Raw genomic sequence first — 16,072 nt, 5'->3', positions numbered from 1 at the left:
CATGCCGGTCACCGCCTCATTCCCTCAGCGCGAGCACGCCGTCCTCGAAGCGGGCTTCGAAGCGCTGAGCCGCCAGGATCCCGAGATCGCCGACGTCGTCCTCGGCGAGATGGGCCGTGAGGCCACCGGCCTCCAGCTGATCGCCGCCGAGAACTACTGCTCACCCGCCGTCCTCGCGGCCCTCGGATCCCCCCTCGCCAACAAGTACGCCGAGGGCTACCCCGGCGCCCGCCACCACGGCGGCTGCGAACTCGTCGACGTCGCCGAACGCATCGCGATCGACCGCGCCATGAGCCTCTTCGGCGCCGAGCACGCCAACGTGCAGCCGCACTCCGGCTCCGCCGCCGTCCTCGCCGCGTACGCCGCGCTCCTGCGGCCGGGTGACACCGTCCTGGCGATGGGTCTCCCGTACGGGGGACACCTCACCCACGGCTCCCCGGCCAACTTCAGCGGTCGCTGGTTCGACTTCATCGGCTACGGCGTCGACCACGAGTCGGGCCTCATCGACTACGAGCAGGTGCGCCTCCTCGCCCGCACGCACCGCCCCAAAGCCATCGTCGTCGGCTCCATCGCCTACCCCCGGCACCCCGACTACGCGGCCTTCCGCGAGATCGCGGACGAGACCGGCGCCTACCTGATCGCCGACGCCGCGCATCCCATCGGCCTGGTCGCCGGGGGAGCGGCGCCCAGTCCCGTCCCGTACGCCGACGTCGTGTGCGCGACCACGCACAAGGTGCTGCGCGGCCCGCGCGGCGGCATGCTGCTGTGCGGCGCGGAGCTGGCCCAGCGCATCGACCGCGCGGTCTTCCCCTTCACTCAGGGCGGCGCCCAGATGCACTCCGTGGCCGCCAAGGCGGTCGCGTTCGGCGAGGCTGCGGCCCCCGCCTTCGCGGCGTACGTCCACCAGGTCGTCGCCAACGCCCGCGCCCTCGCGGACGCCCTGACGGCGGAGGGCTTCGCCGTCACCACCGGCGGCACGGACACCCACCTGATCACCGCGGATCCGTCACCGCTGGGCGCGGAGGGCCGCGCGGCACGCGGCCTGCTGGCGGCGGCCGGCCTGGTGGTGGACTGTTGCGCCCTTCCTTACGGCGACGAGCGCGGCATCCGCCTCGGCACCGCGGCCGTCACCACCCAGGGCATGCGCGAGCCGGAGATGGCCCGCATCGCGGGATTCTTCACAGCGGCGCTGCGGGGCGAGGGCCGGAAGGTGGCGGCGGAAGTCCGCGATCTGGCCGGGAATTATCCCCCGTATCCCGGCTGAATACGCGTCGTGCAACCATCAACCGGTACCCGAATGTCCTGGAGCAGGTGACCGCGAAGCTAGGGTGTGGGGCTGAGATGGCCGGCGATATCTGTGGGGCTGCCCGTGCGTGAATACCTGCTGACGCTCTGCGTTACGGCGGCGGTGACTTACCTGCTGACCGGACCGGTGCGGAAGTTCGCCATCGCCACCGGCGCGATGCCGGAGATCCGGGCCCGTGACGTGCACCGGGAGCCGACTCCGCGGCTGGGTGGCATCGCGATGTTCGGCGGCCTGTGCGCCGGTCTGCTGGTCGCGGACCACCTGCAGAACCTCAGCAGCGTCTTCGAGCTGTCGAACGAGCCGCGCGCGCTGCTGTCGGGCGCCGCGGTGATCTGGCTCATCGGCGTACTGGACGACAAGTTCGAGATCGACGCGCTGATCAAGCTGGGCGGCCAGTTCATCGCCGCCGGCGTGATGGTCGCGCAGGGCCTGACGATCCTTTGGCTCCCGGTACCCGGCATCGGCCCGGTGTCGGTGACCGCCTGGCAGGGCAACCTCCTCACCGTCGCGCTCGTCGTGATCACCATCAACGCGGTGAACTTCGTCGACGGGCTCGACGGCCTGGCCGCCGGCATGGTCTGCATCGCCTCCGCGGCGTTCTTCATGTACGCGTACCGCATCTGGTACGGCTACGGCATCGAGGAAGCGGCGCCCGCCACCCTCTTCGCCGCGATCCTGATGGGCATGTGCATGGGGTTCCTCCCGCACAACATGCATCCGGCCAGGATCTTCATGGGGGACTCCGGCTCGATGCTGATCGGCCTCGTCCTGGCGGCCGGCGCCATCTCGGTCACCGGCCAGGTGGACCCGGACGCGATGAAGCTGTTCCCGGACACCAGCACCCGCGAGGTCACGCACGCGATGCTGCCGGTCTTCATCCCCCTGCTGTTGCCTCTGACGATCATCGCGGTCCCGATCGCGGACCTGATGCTGGCGATCGTGCGGCGTACCTGGCAGGGCAAGTCGCCGTTCGCGGCGGACCGGGGGCACCTGCACCACCGGCTGCTGGAAATCGGCCACTCGCACAGCCGGGCCGTCCTGATCATGTACTTCTGGTCGGCGCTGATCGCCTTCGGCGCCGTCGCGTACTCGGTGCACTCGGCCAGCATGTGGATCGTCCTCGGCATCGTCGCGCTGAGCGCGGTCGGCCTGGTGCTCCTGCTGCTCCCGCGCTTCACACCCCGCGCCCCGCGCTGGGCGGAGTCCTTCATTCCTCCGCGCTACCGCAGGAGCGGCCGGACCTACTCCGCCCTGGAGCGTGAGGCGGAAGAGGCGGCTGTGGCCGGCGAGACCGACGGGACGGGAGAGGAGCCGCAGGAGCGCACCCCGCTGCCCGCGGGCGTCAACGGAGCGACTGCCATCGGGCCCCGATCGCGGTTCCCCGAGCGGCGTAAGGCCGGAACGCCGCGCTGACGATTTGGCGCGCAAGGTCCCAATACCAGACAAACCTCTGGGCTGTCGCGCACAGACGGGCACCGTCACTCTCATGTGTGACAGTGGGCACACCGCTTGGTAAAGACCTCATCAAATAGTTTGTGATACCGTTCACGAGACCCGGCGACAGAGCCGGAGGGCCGTAGTGCGACGGCTCTTCCGGCGTGAGGTGGTACCTCGGTCCCGGCTTACGCTCGTCCATGACGACACCTTTTGCCCCCACCACCTAGCGGAGCTGCCGCCATGCCGTCCAACGACGTCCGGAGTCTCCTCCAGACCGCTGTGCCCACCGCTGCCGCCGGCGCGATCGCCGCCGTCGTCAGCGCTGTGGTCGCGGGCGGCGAGGGAGCGCTCGGAGCCGTTGTCGCGACGCTGGTCGTAATCCTCTTCATGGGGGTGGGACTCGTCGTACTCCAGCGGACCGCGAAGTCGCTGCCGCAGCTTTTCCAGGCGATGGGGCTGATGCTCTACACCGCCCAGCTGCTGCTGCTGTTCATCTTCGTGGCGCTGTTCAAGGACACCACTCTGTTCAATCCCAAGGCGTTCGCCATCACATTGGTCGCGACGACCCTTGTGTGGATCGCCGCTCAGGCGCGTGCGCACATGAAGGCCAAGATTCTTTACGTCGAGCCGGAATCCTCCGAGGCGCAGAAGCCGAAGAACCCGGGGTCTTCGTCGTGAAGGGTAGGGCCGGTATAAAGGCGCGTTCGAGATCCTGCTATCGTCCGGTGCCAACTGCGGCACTGCGGGCGCGGGCATCCGAGCTGACGCCTGTTCCATCGCGAGGCTCGATGCCCGACAGCCGCCCCCACATCCGATACACCAGTCCAGTGCCGAACCGCGGCTGCTTGCCGCGCCGACACAACGAGGTTGCCGTACCTATGCGCCACGCTGAAGGAGCCCGCGGTGAGTGCTGAAAAGACGACGCTCGCCTTCGATTGGAGCTGCCGCATCCTCGCCGACAACGGCTGTGGATTCCCGGCCCCGGGCCTGCACTCCTTTCTCTTCAAGCCGATGTTCACCGTCGGTGGCTACGAGTTCAACAAGCCGATGCTTCTGGCGCTGATTTCGACCGTCCTGGTCGTCGGCTTCTTCTGGGCGGCGTTCAGCAAGCCCAAGCTCGTGCCGGGCAAGCTTCAGATGATCGGCGAGGCGGGCTACGACTTCGTACGCCGCGGCATCGTCTACGAGACCCTCGGCAAGAGGGACGGTGAGAAGTACGTGCCACTGATGGTGTCGCTGTTCTTCTTCATCTGGATCATGAACATCTGGTCGGTCATCCCGCTCATGCAGTTCCCGGTGAGCTCGGTCATCGCCTTCCCGGCCGCCCTGGCGCTCATCGTCTACGTGCTCTGGATGTCGCTGACGTTCCGCACGCACGGTTTCGTCGGGGCCCTCAAGAACGTCACCGGCTACGACAAGTCGCTCGGCCCGGTGCTGCCGCTCGTCATGGTCATCGAGTTCTTCTCCAACGTGCTCGTCCGGCCGTTCACGCACATGGTCCGACTGTTCGCGAACATGTTCGCCGGTCACCTCCTGCTCGTGATGTTCACCGTCGCCAGCTGGTACCTGCTGAACAGCTGGATGATCCCGGCCGCAGGCGTCTCGTTCGTCATGACCATGGTCATGATCGTCTTCGAGCTCTTCGTGCAGCTTGTGCAGGCGTACGTCTTCGTGCTCCTGGCCTGCACCTACATCCAGGGCGCGCTCGCCAAGCACCACTGACCAGCGCCTGCCCAGTACAACCCCCATCGTCCGGTGGCCAACCCCCACCGGTCCGTACAGAGAAGGAAGAATCAGCATGGCTGCCACTGAGACCCTTGCTGCCGTCACCGGCTCCCTCGGCTCCATCGGTTACGGCCTCGCCGCCATCGGCCCCGGCGTCGGCGTCGGCATCATCTTCGGTAACGGCACCCAGGCCCTGGCCCGCCAGCCCGAGGCTGCCGGCCTGATCCGCGCCAACCAGATCCTCGGCTTCGCCTTCTGTGAGGCGCTCGCCCTGATCGGCATCGTCATGCCGTTCGTCTACGGTCCGTGATTTTCACCCCCGTAGATCTATTCGACGAAAGGCACTGATGTGAACGCGCTGGTATTGGCGGCGACTGAGGAGCAGAACCCCCTCATTCCGCCCGGTCCAGAGTTCGTCGTCGGGCTGATCGCCTTCGCCGTCGTCTTCTTCTTCCTCGCCAAGAAGCTCCTCCCGGCCATCAACAAGGTCCTGGACGAGCGTCGCGAGGCGATCGAGGGTGGCATCGAGAAGGCCGATGCAGCTCAGACCGAGGCCCAGAGCGTGCTTGAGCAGTACAAGGCTCAGCTCGCCGAGGCCCGCCACGAGGCCGCCCGCCTGCGCCAGGAGGCGCTGGAACAGGGCACTGTGCTGAAGGAAGAACTTCGCGCAGAGGGTCAGCGCCAGCGCGACGAGATCATCGCCGCCGGCCACGCCCAGATCGAGGCGGACCGCAAGCAGGCCGCACAGTCGCTGCGTCAGGACGTGGGCAAGCTCGCCACCGACCTGGCCGGCAAGCTCGTCGGCGAGTCCCTCGAGGACCACGCCCGGCAGAGCCGCACCATCGACCGTTTCCTCAGCGAGCTCGAGGAGAAGGCCGAGGCCGCCCGATGAACGGAGCGAGCCGCGAGGCACTGGCCGCCGCACGTGAGCGTCTCGACGCGCTGACCGACAACACGTCGGTCGACGCGGCGAAGCTCGCCGGTGAGCTGGCCGCCGTCACCGCGCTGCTCGACCGCGAGGTGTCGCTGCGTCGGGTCCTGACCGACCCGGCGCAGGCCGGCGAGGCGAAGGCCCTGCTGGCCGCGCGACTGCTGAGCGGTCAGGTGGGTGGCGAAGCCGCCGACCTGGTCTCCGGCATGGTCCGCACCCGCTGGTCGCGGTCGCGTGACCTGGTCGACGCGATCGAGGAGCTGGCGGACACCGCCGACCTCACCGCGGCGCAGCAGGCAGGCGTGCTCGACGACGTGGAGGACGAGGTGTTCCGGTTCGGCCGGATCGTCGCGTCCGACACCGGGCTGCGCGCCGCGCTGACCGACCGGTCGGCGTCGGTGTCCGCCAAGAGCGAGCTGCTGCGCAGCCTGCTCGGCGGCAAGGCCCAGCCGGTCACCGAGCGTCTTGTGGTGCGTCTCGTGGCACAGCCGCGTGGACGTAGCCTGGAAGCGGGACTCGAGTCCCTGTCCAAGCTCGCCGCGGCGCGCCGCGACCGCATGGTCGCCGTCGTCACCACGGCGGTGCCGCTCACCGATCAGCAGAAGCAGCGCCTCGGCGCCGCACTGGCGAAGCTGTACGGACGCCAGATGCACCTGAACCTCGAAGTGGACCCCGAGGTCCTCGGCGGGATCCAGGTACAGATCGGTGACGAGGTCATCAACGGCACCATCGCGGACCGTCTCGAAGAGGCGTCCCGTCGCATGGCCGGCTGACCAGCCACCAACTGAACACGTATCACTAGCGGCCCGGTTGGGCCGTGCAGAGATTGCAGAAGATTCCTGGGGGACGGCCCCCAGACCCCCAAGAACTTCGGGCCCAACAAGGAGAGCAGGGAACCCAGATGGCGGAGCTCACGATCCGGCCGGAGGAGATCCGGGACGCGCTGGAGAACTTTGTCCAGTCGTACCAGCCGGACGCGGCCTCGCGCGAGGAGGTCGGAACGGTAAGCGTTGCCGGCGACGGCATCGCGAAGGTCGAGGGACTTCCCTCGGCCATGGCGAACGAGCTGCTGAAGTTCGAGGACGGCACCCTCGGCCTCGCCCTCAACCTTGAGGAGCGGGAGATCGGTGCGATCGTCCTCGGCGAGTTCAGCGGTATCGAGGAGGGCCAGCCGGTGCAGCGCACCGGTGAGGTGCTCTCCGTCGGCGTCGGCGAGGGTTACCTCGGCCGCGTCGTCGACCCGCTCGGCAACCCGATCGACGGTCTCGGCGAGATCGCGACCGAAAGCCGTCGCGCCCTCGAGCTGCAGGCCCCCGGCGTCATGGTCCGCAAGTCGGTCCACGAGCCGATGCAGACCGGCTACAAGGCCGTCGACGCGATGGTGCCGATCGGCCGTGGCCAGCGTCAGCTGATCATTGGCGACCGTCAGACCGGCAAGACCGCTCTGGCCGTCGACACGATCATCAACCAGCGCGACAACTGGCGCTCGGGCGACGTGAACAAGCAGGTGCGCTGCATCTACGTCGCCATCGGCCAGAAGGGCTCCACCATCGCGTCCGTACGCGGTGCGCTGGAGGAGGCGGGCGCGCTCGAGTACACGACGATCGTCGCCGCCCCGGCTTCCGACCCGGCCGGCTTCAAGTACCTCGCCCCGTACACCGGTTCGGCCATCGGCCAGCACTGGATGTACGCCGGCAAGCACGTCCTGATCATCTTCGACGACCTGTCGAAGCAGGCCGACGCCTACCGCTCCGTTTCGCTGCTGCTGCGCCGTCCGCCGGGCCGCGAGGCCTACCCGGGCGACGTCTTCTACCTGCACTCGCGTCTGCTCGAGCGCTGCGCGAAGCTCTCGGACGACATGGGCGCCGGTTCGATGACCGGTCTTCCGATCGTCGAGACCCGCGCGAACGACGTGTCGGCGTTCATTCCGACCAACGTCATCTCCATCACCGACGGCCAGTGCTTCCTGGAGTCCGACCTGTTCAACGCGGGCCAGCGCCCGGCGCTGAACGTCGGTATCTCGGTCTCCCGCGTCGGTGGCTCCGCCCAGCACAAGGCCATGAAGCAGGTTTCCGGCCGACTGCGCGTGGACCTCGCCCAGTACCGCGAGCTGGAGGCGTTCGCCGCCTTCGGTTCCGACCTGGACGCGGCCTCCAAGGCGTCACTGGAGCGCGGCAAGCGCATGGTCGAGCTGCTGAAGCAGCCGCAGTACGCGCCGTTCCCGGTCGAGGAGCAGGTCGTCTCCGTCTGGGCCGGCACCACCGGCAAGATGGACGACGTACCGGTCGAGGACATCCGCCGCTTCGAGGCCGAGCTGCTGGAGTACCTGCGCCGCGAGCGCAAGGAGCTCCTCACCTCGATCCGCGAGGGCGGCAAGATGTCGGACGACACGCTGCAGTCCGTCGCCGATGCCATCGCGGCCTTCAAGCGTCAGTTCGAGACCTCGGACGGACAGCTCCTGGGCGAGGACGCGCCGGCCGTCAACGTCTCCAAGTGACGACGGAAGGGACCTGACTCATGGGAGCGCAGCTCCGGGTCTACAAGCGTCGCATCCAAGCCGTCACCGCGACCAAGAAGATCACCAAGGCGATGGAGATGATCGCCGCCTCGCGCATCGTCAAGGCGCAGCGCAGGGTGGCGGCGTCGATGCCGTACGCGACCGAGCTCACCCGTGCGGTGACCGCGGTGGCCACCGGCTCCACCACCCAGCACGCCCTGACCACCGAGGTCGAGGCGCCGACCCGCGCCGCGGTGCTGCTCGTCACGAGCGACCGCGGTCTGGCCGGCGGCTACTCCTCCAACGCCATCAAGGCGGCGGAGCGGCTCCGGGAGCGCCTCAGCGATGAGGGCAAGGAGGTCGACACGTACATCGTCGGCCGCAAGGGTGTCGCCTACTACGGTTTCCGCGAGCGCAAGGTCGCGGAGTCGTGGACCGGCTTCACCGACAGCCCGACCTACGCGGACGCCAAGATGGTCGCCGCACCGCTGATCGAGGCCATCCAGACGGAGACGGCCGAGGGCGGTGTGGACGAGCTGCACATCGTCTTCACGGAATTCGTGTCGATGATGACGCAGAACCCGGTGGACAACCGGATGCTGCCGCTCTCGCTCGACAAGGCTGCAGAAGAGGACGGCAAGAAGGGCGAGATCCTTCCGCTGTTCGACTTCGAGCCGTCGGCTGAGGACGTCCTCGACGCCCTTCTGCCGCGCTACGTCGAGAGCCGTATCTACAACGCACTGCTGCAGGCCGCCGCTTCCGAGCACGCCGCCCGCCGTCGTGCGATGAAGTCGGCGACCGACAACGCCGGGGATCTCATCAAGAGCCTCTCCCGGCTTGCCAACGCGGCCCGCCAGGCCGAAATCACCCAGGAAATCAGCGAGATCGTCGGTGGCGCCAGCGCTCTGGCCGACGCGACCGCGGGGAGTGACAAGTAATGACGACCACTGTTGAGACGGCCGCCGCCACGGGCCGCGTCGCCCGGGTCATCGGCCCGGTCGTCGACGTGGAGTTCCCCGTCGACGCGATGCCGGAGATCTACAACGCACTGCACGTCTCCGTCGACGACCCGGCCGAGGAGGGCGCGCGCAAGCTGCTGACCCTCGAGGTCGCCCAGCACCTGGGTGAGGGCCTCGTCCGCGCGATCTCGATGCAGCCCACCGACGGCCTGGTCCGCCAGGCCCCGGTGACCGACACGGGCGCGGGCATCACCGTCCCGGTCGGTGACATCACCAAGGGCAAGGTGTTCAACACCCTGGGTCAGATCCTGAACGACCCGGAGGCCGAGGCTCAGATCACCGAGCGCTGGCCGATCCACCGCAAGGCCCCGGCCTTCGACCAGCTCGAGTCCAAGACCGAGATGTTCGAGACCGGCCTGAAGGTCGTCGACCTTCTCACCCCGTACGTCAAGGGTGGAAAGATCGGTCTGTTCGGTGGTGCGGGCGTCGGCAAGACGGTCCTCATCCAGGAAATGATCATGCGTGTGGCGAAGCTGCACGAGGGTGTGTCGGTGTTCGCCGGTGTCGGTGAGCGCACGCGTGAGGGCAACGACCTCATCGACGAGATGACCGACTCCGGTGTTCTGGACAAGACCGCGCTGGTCTTCGGCCAGATGGACGAGCCGCCGGGCACGCGTCTGCGCGTCGCCCTGTCCGCCCTGACCATGGCGGAGTACTTCCGCGATGTGCAGAAGCAGGACGTGCTGCTCTTCATCGACAACATCTTCCGCTTCACGCAGGCCGGTTCCGAGGTCTCCACGCTGCTCGGCCGCATGCCGTCCGCGGTGGGTTACCAGCCGACCCTGGCCGACGAGATGGGTGTGCTCCAGGAGCGCATCACCTCGACGCGTGGTCACTCGATCACCTCGATGCAGGCGATCTACGTCCCCGCGGACGACCTGACCGACCCGGCGCCGGCGACCACCTTCGCCCACCTGGACGCGACGACCGTTCTGTCGCGTCCGATCTCGGAGAAGGGCATCTACCCGGCGGTCGACCCGCTGGACTCGACGTCCCGCATCCTGGACCCGCGCTACATCACGCAGGACCACTACGACGCGGCCAGCCGCGTCAAGGGAATCCTGCAGAAGTACAAGGACCTCCAGGACATCATCGCGATCCTCGGTATCGACGAGCTGGGCGAGGAGGACAAGCTCGTTGTCCACCGTGCCCGTCGCGTCGAGCGCTTCCTGTCGCAGAACACCCACGCCGCCAAGCAGTTCACCGGCCTGGACGGTTCGGACGTTCCGCTCGACGAGTCGATCGCCGCGTTCAACGCGATCTGCGACGGCGACTACGACCACTTCCCCGAGCAGGCGTTCTTCATGTGCGGTGGCATTGACGACCTCAAGGCCAAGGCCAAGGAGCTCGGCGTCTCCTGAACGCAGTGAGCCGCGTGGGTCGAAGTGACCCACGCGACTCGTGGGAGAGGGGTGGGTACGTCCCGCCCCTCTCCGTACGCCCCCTAGAATTGACCCAACACCCGGCACAACCGCCGGGTGGTGACCCGAGGAGCCACCTTGGCTGCTGAGCTGCACGTCGAGCTGGTCGCGGCGGACCGTAACGTCTGGTCCGGCGAGGCCACCCTGGTCGTCGCGCGCACCACGTCCGGCGACATCGGCGTCATGCCCGGTCACCAGCCCCTCCTTGGCGTGCTGGAGTCGGGCCCGGTGACCATCCGTACGAGCGACGGCGGCACCGTCGTCGCCGCGGTGCACGGAGGGTTCATCTCGTTCGCCGACAACAAGCTTTCTCTGCTCGCGGAGATCGCCGAGCTGGCCGACGAGATCGACCCCGCGCGCGCCGAGCGGGCGCTGGAGCGGGCGAAGGCGGAGGCCGATGCCGCCGCCGAGCGCCGCGCCGCCGTCCGACTGAGCGCGGTTGCGGGACACTGAGTTCCGCGACAACGAGTTTTGACCTCAGCCGCGGCCCGTACTGGACTCTCCAGGGCGGGTCGCGGCTGAAGCGATACATCGGGTAGTTGTGTTCTGTACTGGTACTGGCACTGGATGATGCGAGGAGGTCGGTGGAGATGTTCCTCGCTCTGCTCGTGAGCGGCTCGGTAGTCGCGCTGGTACTGGTGGGACTGTTCGTCTTCGGACTGCGCCGGCGGCTGATCCAGCGCTCCGGCGGCACCTTCGACTGCAGCCTGCGCTGGAACCTGCCCGAGGAGCCCGACCGCTCCGGGAAGGGATGGGTGTACGGCGTCGCCCGCTACAGCGGCGACCGCGTCGACTGGTTCCGCGTCTTCTCGTACGCCCCCCGCCCCCGCCGCGTCCTGGAGCGCTCGGCGATCGAGGTGCTCTCGCGCCGCGTCCCCGAGGGCGAGGAGGAGCTGGCGCTGCTGTCCGACGCCTGCATCCTGGTGTGCGCGCACCGCGGCACGCGGCTGGAGCTGGCGATGAGCGAGGACGCACTCACCGGCTTCCTCGCCTGGCTGGAGGCCGCGCCTCCGGGTCAGCGCGTCAACGTGGCGTAGACGCCGGACGACGATCGGGGGGACGGGCCGCAGCCCGTCCCCCCGATTATTTCAAGCCTTTATGCTGCAGATCTTTACTACTTCAGACCGTTGTTGATCGCGGTCACCAGCTCGCCGTTGGCGGTGTCGCCGCTGAACTCCCAGAAGAAGGCGCCGCCCAGGCCCTGGCCCTTCGCCCAGGTCATCTTCGTACCGATGGTGGCGGGGGTGTCGTAGCTCCACCAGTCGGTGCCGCAGTGGGCGTAGGCCGTGCCGGCGACGGTGCCGTTCGCCGGGCACTTGGTCTTGAGGACCTTGTAGTCCTCGATGCCCGACTCGTACGTACCGGCGGCGGCGCCGGTCGCGGTGCCGCCCGGCTCCTTCTGCGTGACGCCGGTCCAGCCGCGCCCGTAGAAGCCGATGCCGAGCAGCAGCTTCTTCGCGGGGACGCCCTGGGCCTTGAGCTTCGCGATGGCCTCGGCCGAGTTGAAGCCCGCCTGCGGGATACCGGCGTACGAGGTCAGCGGGGAGTGCGGGGCCGTCGGGCCCTTGGCCGCCCAGGCGCCGAAGAAGTCGTACGTCATCACGTTGTACCAGTCGGAGTACGCGGCCGCGCCGGCGTAGTCGGTGGCGTCGATCTTGCCGCCGGCCGAGGCGTCCGCGGTGATGGCGGCAGTGACCAGGTTGTTCGTGCCGAACTTGCCGCGCATCGCCTGCATCATGTTCTTGAACGCGGCCGGGCCGCTGGTGTCGCAGGACAGACCGCAGGCGTTCGGGTACTCCCAGTCCAGGTCGATGCCGTCGAAGACGTCGGCCCAGCGCGGGTCCTCCACCAGCTTGTAACAGGAGTCGGCGAAGGCCGCCGGGTTCTTGACCGCCTCGGTGAAGCCGCCGGACCAGGTCCAGCCGCCGAACGACCACAGCACCTTGATGTGCGGGTACTTCGCCTTGAGCTTGCGCAGCTGGTTGAAGTTGCCGCGCAGCGGCTGGTCCCAGGTGTCGGCCTTGCCGTCGACGCTCTGGTCGGCGGTGTACGCCTTGTCTGTCGCCGCGAAGCTGTCGCCCATGGTGCACTTGCCACCCTGGACGTTGCCGAACGAGTAGTTGATGTGCGTGATCTTCGCCGCGGAACCCGAGGTGTCCAGGTTCTTCACGTGGTAGTTGCGTCCGTAGATGCCCCACTCGGTGAAGTAGCCGAGCTTGACCTGGTCGCCGGGGCCGGGGCCCGGGTCGGTGCCGCCGCCGGTTGTCCTGACCGCGCGGGCGCCGCTGACCGGGCCCGTCTGGTCGGCGGTGTCACGGGCCTGCACCGAGTACGAGTAGTCCGTGCCCGCGCTCAGTCCGGTGTCCGAGTACGACGGGGTGGTGACCGTCGCGACCTTGGCGCCGTCGCGCAGCACGTCGTAGTTCTTGACGCCCTTGTCGTCGGTGGCCGCGGTCCACGACAGCTTCACCGACGTGTCGGTGATACTGCTGGCGGAAGGGGTGCCGGGGGCGGTCGGCGGGGTGTCGCCGGGCACCGAACCGCCGTCGCAGGAGCCGCCGTTGAGCTTGCACCCGCCCTGCGAGCCGGTGCCGGTGCCGTTGAAGCCGAAGGACACGCTGGCGCCGGGGGCCAGGTTGCCCGCCCAGGACTTGTTCTTGGCGGTCCAGTGGGTGCCCGAGTTGGTGACGTCGGCGTCCCAGGCGGAGGTGACGGATGTGCCGGAGGGGAAGTCCCACTCCACGGTCCAGGTGCTGAGGGTGGTGGTGCCGGTGTTCTTCACCGTCCACTTGCCCTCGAAGCCGGTGCCCCAGTCGGAGACCTTGGTGTACGAGGCGGTCGCCGACGTGGCGGCCTGCGCGGGGGAGGCGAGGCCGACCATGGCGGCGAGGGGGACGACCAGCGCGGTGAGGCCGGCCGCCGCTCTGTTTCTGAAGCGGGTGCGTAGGGGGGCGTGTGTACTCAAGGGTGCTCCCGAGAGAGAGGTCCGGCGGGGAACGGGGATGGGACCTGCGCCGCTGGGCGAGCACCTTTTGACATGACACGCTCACCACTGCGGTGCGGCGAGCGTAGGAAGGTCTGGACCAATCGTCAAGAGGTCTGGACCAGAGTTGGCCCGGCGGGGGTCACCCGGGGGACACCCCTCGGTCAGATGCCCAACTCCTGAGCGAGTACGGCGGCTTGTACCCGGCTGCGCAGCTCCAGCTTCCCCAGCAGGCGGCTCACATGGGTCTTCACCGTGGCCTCCGCCATGGTCAGAGTCCGGGCGATCTCCGCGTTCGACAGCCCCTGGCCGAGGCACGACAGCACCTCGCGCTCGCGCCGGGTGAGCGAATCCAAGGCCTCGGGGGCGGGCCCGTTCGCGGATCGTACGTGCGCGGGCGAGGCGAACTCCGCGATCAGCCGCCGGGTCACGGCGGGGGCGATCAGACCTTCGCCGCGCGCGACCGTGCGTACCGCCTCGATCAGGTCCTTCGCCTCCGTGTTCTTCAGCAGGAAGCCCGCGGCCCCCGCGCGCAGCGCCCCGAAGACGTACGCGTCGAGGTCGAAGGTCGTCAGCATCAGGACGTCGGCGAGCCGCTCCGCCACCACCTGCCGGGTCGCCGAGACCCCGTCGAGGCGGGGCATCTGCACGTCCATCAGCACCAGGTCCGGGCGCAGCTCGCGCGCCATGGCGACGGCCGCCTCGCCGTCCGCGGCCTCCCCGACGACCTCGATGTCCGCCGCGCTGTTGAGGATGAGCACCAGGCCCGCCCGTACGGCCGACTGGTCCTCCGCGACCAGCACGCGAATCGTCATCCGGACAGCTCCGTATCGTCCTCGGCGGGCAGTAACGCCCGCACCTGCCAGGTCTTCGTGCCGTCCGCCCCCGTGACCGGCCCGGCCTCCAGCGACCCGTCGAGCAGCGTGACCCGCTCCCGCATGCCCACCAGGCCGGCGCCGGAACCGGGCGCGCGGGGGCCGGGCCGGTCGCCGTACGGGCTGGTGACCCCCACCGTCAGCGTGTGGTCGGTGTGCGCGAGCGTCACGGTGACCGGGCCGGGGGAGGCGTGCTTGAGCGCGTTGGTGAGGGACTCCTGGACGATCCGGTACGCGGCCATCTCGACCGGCGGCGGGAGCCGGCCGCCCGGTGCGCGGCTGTCGTCGAGGACGAAGTCGAGCCCGCTGTCGGCGCCGACCGTACGGACCCGGGCGACGAGGGCGTCGAGCCCGTCGAGCGACGGGGCGACGGCCGGCTCCTGGTCGGCGCCGGTGTCGCGGAGCAGACCGATGAGCCGGCGCATCTCGGACAGGCCCTGGACGCTGTTCTCCCGGATGACGGTGAGCGCCTCCGTCGACGCCTTCGGCTCCCCGATGGACAGCGCGGCGGTGGAGTGGATCGCGATGGCCGAGAGGTTGTTGGCGACCATGTCGTGCAGCTCGCGCGCCATCCGGGAGCGCTCGGCCGCGACGGCCTGACTGCGGTCGATCTCCGCCAGCAGCCTGGTCTGCTCGGCGCGCAGCCGGGCTGCCTCGGCCGCCTCGCGGTGGTTGCGCAGGCTGGCGCCGGTGAGCGCGGGCGCGAAGGAGACCAGGCCGGTGACGACGCCGATGAGCAGCGCCTCCGGGCGGCGGAGCCAGGCCAGGGCGGCGATCGTGACGGCCACGGTGACCAGGCCCGTGATGACGGGGATCCGGCGGGCGGCTCCCGGCGTTCCGTACGCCACGGCGGCATACGTCAGGTCCGTGTACATGAGGATGGTCGCCAGATTGCCGTCGGTGAGCTCGTTCGCGAGCAGGGCGACCGTGCCGGCTAGCAGGGCCGTGCGCGGGCACGACCTGCGCAGCAGCTCCAGGGAGGCCATCACCGCGAGCGGTACGAGCGTCACCCAGGGCGGCATCAGGTCGCGGACGGCGGAGGTGTGCAGCCCGAGGCCCCACAGCAGGACTCCGCCGAGCAGGCCGATCACCGCGAGGAGGATGCCGTCGCGGTGCGGACGGGGGAAGCGGCTCACGTCACCATCCAACACGGTGCGGACCGGCTCGCCCTCCGCGTCCGGGGTGAGAGGGGGCTACATCGAAGGATGCAGTGCGGGTTCGTCACCGGCGACGACGATTCGGGGCCTCGGGGACGGGAGGGTGGGGGACGTAACGGGAGGGGAGTGAACACCGTGATCGTCATGTTGATCATCATCTGTGAAATCGGCTTCTGGGTGCTGCTGGCCGGGGGCCTGGCCCTGCGCTACCTGGCGAGGATGCCGCGCGCCGGAGCGGCCGTGCTGCTCATGGAGCCGCTGCTGGAGGTCCTGCTGCTGGTCGTCACGGCGGTCGACCTGAAGAACGGCGCGGAGCCGGACTGGAAGCACGGGCTCGCCGCCGTCTACATCGGCTTCACGGTCGGGCTCGGCCACCGCACCATCAAGTGGGTCGACGCCAGGTTCGCCCACCGCTTCGCCGGCGGTCCGCCTCCGGTGCGGCCGCCGAAGTACGGGACGGCCCGCGCGGTGCACGAGTGGAAGACCGCCGGGCTGTGGACGCTGGCGGCCGCGGTCGCGATCGGGCTGCTCCAGGCGGCGATCTGGTACGTCGGCGGGGACGGGGAGATCGGATCGCTGCGGGCGTGGCAGCAGAAGATGCTGTTCGTGATCGGCGTCAACGCGGTCATCGCGGCGTCGTACACGCTCTTCCCGAAGCGGGAGCCGGCGGGGGAGCGGGAGCGGGTGGGGTAGGCGCGGCGCGGGCCGCCGCGCGCTCCCC

Annotated in this window: 16 protein-coding genes; 13 read left to right on the top strand and 3 right to left on the bottom strand. The window is 69.0% G+C overall.

What is annotated here, in order from left to right; translation table 11 throughout:
- The first annotated feature begins 1 nt into the window (after position 1).
- The 12 genes from AC07FK_RS01680 to AC07FK_RS01625 all read left to right on the top strand — a co-directional run bounded on the left by AC07FK_RS01680 (position 2) and on the right by AC07FK_RS01625 (position 11,373).
- The gene (locus AC07FK_RS01680; protein ID WP_479101570.1) at positions 2-1,264 is read left to right on the top strand and encodes a serine hydroxymethyltransferase; all 1,263 of its coding nucleotides are present in this window, start codon (positions 2-4) and stop codon (positions 1,262-1,264) included.
- Between the two features lie 105 nt (positions 1,265-1,369).
- Positions 1,370-2,719, top strand: coding sequence for an MraY family glycosyltransferase (locus AC07FK_RS01675; protein ID WP_479101569.1), 1,350 nt, complete (start codon positions 1,370-1,372; stop codon positions 2,717-2,719).
- A gap of 264 nt (positions 2,720-2,983) precedes the next feature.
- On the top strand, positions 2,984-3,421 hold the full coding sequence (locus AC07FK_RS01670) for a hypothetical protein (protein WP_479101568.1): 438 nt from the start codon (positions 2,984-2,986) through the stop codon (positions 3,419-3,421).
- A 225-nt stretch (positions 3,422-3,646) separates the two neighbouring features.
- A complete protein-coding gene (gene atpB / locus AC07FK_RS01665; RefSeq protein ID WP_344492868.1) occupies positions 3,647-4,465 on the top strand; it encodes a F0F1 ATP synthase subunit A in 819 nt (272 codons plus the stop codon).
- 76 nt (positions 4,466-4,541) lie between these two features.
- Positions 4,542-4,778, top strand: a complete 237-nt coding sequence (atpE, locus tag AC07FK_RS01660; RefSeq protein WP_344492866.1) for an ATP synthase F0 subunit C — start codon at positions 4,542-4,544, stop codon at positions 4,776-4,778.
- A 39-nt stretch (positions 4,779-4,817) separates the two neighbouring features.
- Positions 4,818-5,360, top strand: a complete 543-nt coding sequence (locus AC07FK_RS01655; RefSeq protein WP_479101565.1) for a F0F1 ATP synthase subunit B — start codon at positions 4,818-4,820, stop codon at positions 5,358-5,360.
- A complete protein-coding gene (locus AC07FK_RS01650) occupies positions 5,357-6,172 on the top strand; it encodes a F0F1 ATP synthase subunit delta (RefSeq protein ID WP_479101564.1) in 816 nt (271 codons plus the stop codon). The genes AC07FK_RS01655 and AC07FK_RS01650 overlap by 4 nt, the downstream gene beginning before the upstream one ends.
- Before the next feature lie 128 nt (positions 6,173-6,300).
- The gene (gene atpA / locus AC07FK_RS01645) at positions 6,301-7,896 is read left to right on the top strand and encodes a F0F1 ATP synthase subunit alpha (RefSeq protein WP_355723376.1); all 1,596 of its coding nucleotides are present in this window, start codon (positions 6,301-6,303) and stop codon (positions 7,894-7,896) included.
- Between the two features lie 20 nt (positions 7,897-7,916).
- On the top strand, positions 7,917-8,834 hold the full coding sequence (locus tag AC07FK_RS01640; protein WP_479101563.1) for a F0F1 ATP synthase subunit gamma: 918 nt from the start codon (positions 7,917-7,919) through the stop codon (positions 8,832-8,834).
- Positions 8,834-10,276: a F0F1 ATP synthase subunit beta gene (gene atpD / locus AC07FK_RS01635; protein ID WP_452804829.1), complete on the top strand. Its 1,443-nt coding sequence runs from the start codon at positions 8,834-8,836 to the stop codon at positions 10,274-10,276. The genes AC07FK_RS01640 and atpD overlap by 1 nt, the downstream gene beginning before the upstream one ends.
- Positions 10,277-10,414: 138 nt before the next feature.
- Positions 10,415-10,789 (top strand): F0F1 ATP synthase subunit epsilon, encoded by a 375-nt coding sequence (locus AC07FK_RS01630; protein WP_069926908.1) that lies wholly within the window; start codon positions 10,415-10,417, stop codon positions 10,787-10,789.
- 137 nt (positions 10,790-10,926) lie between these two features.
- Positions 10,927-11,373 (top strand): DUF2550 domain-containing protein, encoded by a 447-nt coding sequence (locus AC07FK_RS01625; RefSeq protein WP_479101561.1) that lies wholly within the window; start codon positions 10,927-10,929, stop codon positions 11,371-11,373.
- A 77-nt stretch (positions 11,374-11,450) separates the two neighbouring features.
- On the opposite strand, the gene AC07FK_RS01620 is transcribed toward AC07FK_RS01625, so the two are convergent.
- The 3 genes from AC07FK_RS01620 to AC07FK_RS01610 form a co-directional block, all read right to left on the bottom strand.
- Positions 11,451-13,301, bottom strand: a complete 1,851-nt coding sequence (locus AC07FK_RS01620; protein ID WP_479101559.1) for a glycosyl hydrolase family 18 protein — start codon at positions 13,299-13,301, stop codon at positions 11,451-11,453.
- Between the two features lie 182 nt (positions 13,302-13,483).
- Complete coding sequence (locus tag AC07FK_RS01615; RefSeq protein ID WP_479101558.1) at positions 13,484-14,134, bottom strand: response regulator; 651 nt, start codon at positions 14,132-14,134, stop codon at positions 13,484-13,486.
- Complete coding sequence (locus AC07FK_RS01610) at positions 14,131-15,330, bottom strand: sensor histidine kinase (RefSeq protein WP_479101556.1); 1,200 nt, start codon at positions 15,328-15,330, stop codon at positions 14,131-14,133. Before AC07FK_RS01610 ends, AC07FK_RS01615 begins: the two co-directional genes overlap by 4 nt.
- A 156-nt stretch (positions 15,331-15,486) precedes the next feature.
- Here AC07FK_RS01610 and AC07FK_RS01605 point away from each other — a divergent pair, with 156 nt between their 5' ends.
- A complete protein-coding gene (locus AC07FK_RS01605; RefSeq protein ID WP_479101555.1) occupies positions 15,487-16,044 on the top strand; it encodes a hypothetical protein in 558 nt (185 codons plus the stop codon).
- The last annotated feature ends 28 nt before the right edge of the window (positions 16,045-16,072 follow it).

It is taken from the genome of Streptomyces sp. NPDC046122 (assembly GCF_056429965.1).
This window is presented reverse-complemented; position numbering and strand designations above follow the sequence as displayed.